The following is a 3,256-nucleotide window of genomic DNA, read 5'->3' on the forward strand; positions in this document are numbered from 1 at the left end:
CCTGCCGCAACGTTGCCGCTGGTCAGGTTGGTGATCTTGTTGCCGCCGTTATCCAGGCCACTGGTGGTTAGTCTTACGGGGGAACTGCCTGCGGCTGCCGGAGTTATAGTGACACCGCTGCCATTGGTAACAGTTTTATTGCCAGCCGCATCAGTGGCAGTCACGCTGGTTACGCTCAAATTCTCGGCAGTGGCAAAAGTAAAATCCGCACCACTCTGTGATAGAGCGATGTTTTTACCCGCCTGCAATTTAACGGTACTGCCATTATTTACTTTGGTTGTAGCTGCACCAGTAACGGAGCCGCCAGCAACCGAACCACCCTGCACATTAAAGCCACTCTTGCTCACGGCAGTATTGATGGCAGTGGCCACGCTACCTGCAGTGGTAGCTTTATTCGCATCCGCAGCAGCGGGTGCGTTGACTTGGCCGGTTGCAGCGTTGCTGGTCAGGGGAACGGCTGCACCGCCGCCTGTGGCGTTGATTTTAACGGTGGTCACACCCGCGCCGTCGGTCGATACCTCAGTGGTGGTATTTGTACCGTCAATAAATTTGAGCGTATTGCCCGGTTTCACAGTTTGCGTCGTACCAGTAGCAGCGGCCACCTGAAAACCGCCGCCCACAGTATTCAAACGGCTGTCCAATACGTTCAGCGCGTCGCCGACATTATTTTTGCTAACCGCATTACCGTTGGCATCAGTCAGGTTGTAGGTGGGAGCGGTAAACGTACCATCTGGTTTCAAGGCCGCGCCGCCGCCCAAATTAGTAGCCACACCTTTACCGATATTGCCGATTACATTTTGGGTGGCGTAAAGCTGGCTACCGTTAATCGCATCGGTGGAAGCAGCCGAAACTTCGCCCGCCCCTACCTGTTTGATTTGACGGTTGCCAACGGTCACAGAACTATTGGCGGAATCGCCGACATATGTATAGTTCAGTCCGTTTACATTTTTCGTTCCAGACTGGTTGGTAGCAGCAACGGCAGTCGTACCTGAACCCAAGGCAACAGAATTGGCCACGGCGGCGCTGGCTTCTGAACCAATAGCAACGCCCTTGGCAGCTGCCTGAGAGCTGCGGCCGAATGCAATCGAGTCTTTCGCCTGAGCGTTGGCACTACGGCCAATAGCCAGCGCATCCTCGCCTGCGGCGTTGGCATTGTTACCCAAAGCCACAGTTTGTGCCGCATTCGCACGAGCGGAAGTACCGATAGCTACGGAATAATATCCGGAAGACTCCACGCTGTTGCCGACAGCTACAGACTGCACTCCATTGGCCTTGGCGGCCGAGCCGATGCCAACAGCCATGGCAGCTTTGGTTTCCACGTCATTACCGATAGCAACGGAATTTGATTGACTATTGGCAGCATCCAAAGTATTGCCGCTACCAATGCGGATGCTGTTGTTGCCCGCAGCACGATCACCTAGGCCGATGATGCCGCTATTCACATCCAAACGGCCGCCGAGCGAAAGGTGTTTGCTGCCCGCACCACCCGCATCGCCATGGAACAGAGCACGGTTGGTTTGGCTGGCAGCATCTGCCGGGCTACATTTATTACGGAAGGCATTTGCACTCGGCATACTACCGCCGCTGGTCGGCTCGGCCGCCCATTCCAAGTTGTTATTACTCAGAAAGAACAGCGCGTTTCTTCTTGATGATTCATCGCTGGTAACGATACATCCGGCATCATTACCATCATTGATAAAAATACCCGGCCCGGCGTTGGCATAACCTGCAGTCATCATCAGCGCGGAAGCCAATGCGGTGCAAACGAAACGGGAGGATTTCAACCCCAAGCTGCCCAATGTGGCAGGCTCGGCAGAAACCCGTCCGGAAGAAGATTTTCCCTTGGCCTTGGCATTTTCCTGAACAGCAGTCCAAGTGTTGGTGCACGCATTCCAAATAACGCGATAGGCTTTATTCATTGTTATGCTCCATTATTTAGTTGTATAGAGTGATCGAAATTGCAACCTACCCACTTACCTGCACGAACCATTCGGCCCGTAAGTACAAGAATTTCGTTTTACGAGGCAAACATGGGGGTAAAATTTCCCCATTTTATCTTTATTTTGAAAATATTCCAGCCCCCCCCCCCTGTTGATGTACGGAGAAATGTATCGCTTTTTTGCAACAGTAGAGGGAGTCCACCAGAATAAAGCAACCTGCAGGAGAAAAGGCAGGTATCCCATGTCTTGGACTCCCAAGTTTCTATAGCCATTCAGGTTTACTCTCTAAAGAGGGTGCGGCCTGATTCATGAAATTCTTTTAAAAACAGCATGCATCTGGTTTTTGCGTACAATATGCCGCACCAAAATCATTGGGAGAGTTGATATACAGCCTGCTATCTTGTTGCTTAGCGTATATTCGCACCCAGGTCTCTTTCAGCTGACCGTAGTTGACGACGTCGGTATCGTCGGTACCGGCGGCTACGTTGGTCACTTTGTTGCCGGCGTTGTTCAAACCGTCTTTGGACAGTTTGACATCGCCCGCTTTAACGCCGTCCTGGGTCAATGCGACATCGTCGCCTACTTTCACTCCGTCGTTGTTCACGGTGGTGTCGCCGGCTTTGACGCTGTCTATTACCAGGTCTTTTTTCAGCTTGACGGTCACTGTATCGCCCTGGGCTGCGGTGGTGATGTTGTCGTCGCCGGCAACGGTCACGGTGGAGCCCAGTTTTTCGACATTGGTGCTGCCGCTGTCGCCGTTGAAGGTCAGGCCTTTGCTGTCAACGGCGGTTTTGGCGTCCACGCCTTTTTGGATGTCGGCTTTGGTGCTTTGAGCGAGATCGATACTGTAATTAGTTGTGACTGCACCATCGGCTGCAGTTGTAGTATTAGAGGTCAGATTCAAAGCATTGGAAACTTGTACCGTTGCTTTATCTGCGCTGACGGTATAAGTGGTTTCTTTGCCTGAAGTTGTTTTATTGACATGCGTGTTGCTGCCTGCTGCTACCTTGGTTGTGGTTTTGGCATTATTGATGGCATTGGCTACATCGCCGGCAGTCGCTACACCGGCAGTCGGTGCGGACACTGTACCATTATTATCGACAGACAATGTGCCTTGAGTGACGTTGATTTGAACTTTTGATGCATTCTCGCCATCGGTAACTGCAACGGTCGTCAAATTACCATCGGCGTAGTTGACTGTACCGTTATTATTGATACGAGATTTGTCTGTATCGTTTTGTTGGATATTGTGTCCAACATTGTTCATAACGGTGTACAGTTGCCATGTAGAAACTAGTAGCGTTGTTTACAGTATT

Annotated in this window: 2 protein-coding genes; both read right to left on the reverse strand. The window is 51.5% G+C overall.

Translation table 11 applies throughout. From position 1 onward, the window contains the following. Nucleotides 1-1,919: ESPR-type extended signal peptide-containing protein (locus HMPREF2872_RS01680; RefSeq protein WP_141752828.1), on the reverse strand; the 1,919-nt coding region annotated here is incomplete at its 3' end. 340 nt (nucleotides 1,920-2,259) lie between these two features. Further along, nucleotides 2,260-3,207 carry a hypothetical protein gene (locus HMPREF2872_RS01685; protein ID WP_070630742.1) on the reverse strand — a complete coding sequence of 316 codons (948 nt, stop codon included), beginning with the start codon at nucleotides 3,205-3,207 and terminating at the stop codon, nucleotides 2,260-2,262. Between the last annotated feature and the right edge of the window lie 49 nt (nucleotides 3,208-3,256).

Source organism: Neisseria sp. HMSC069H12 (assembly GCF_001812735.1).
GTDB lineage: Bacteria > Pseudomonadota > Gammaproteobacteria > Burkholderiales > Neisseriaceae > Neisseria > Neisseria subflava.

Bases quoted from the DNA above. Each gene is read 5' to 3' on its own strand.
- HMPREF2872_RS01685 (WP_070630742.1), bottom strand. From the start codon at position 3,207: ATGAACAATGTTGGACACAATATCCAACAAAACGATACAGACAAATCT.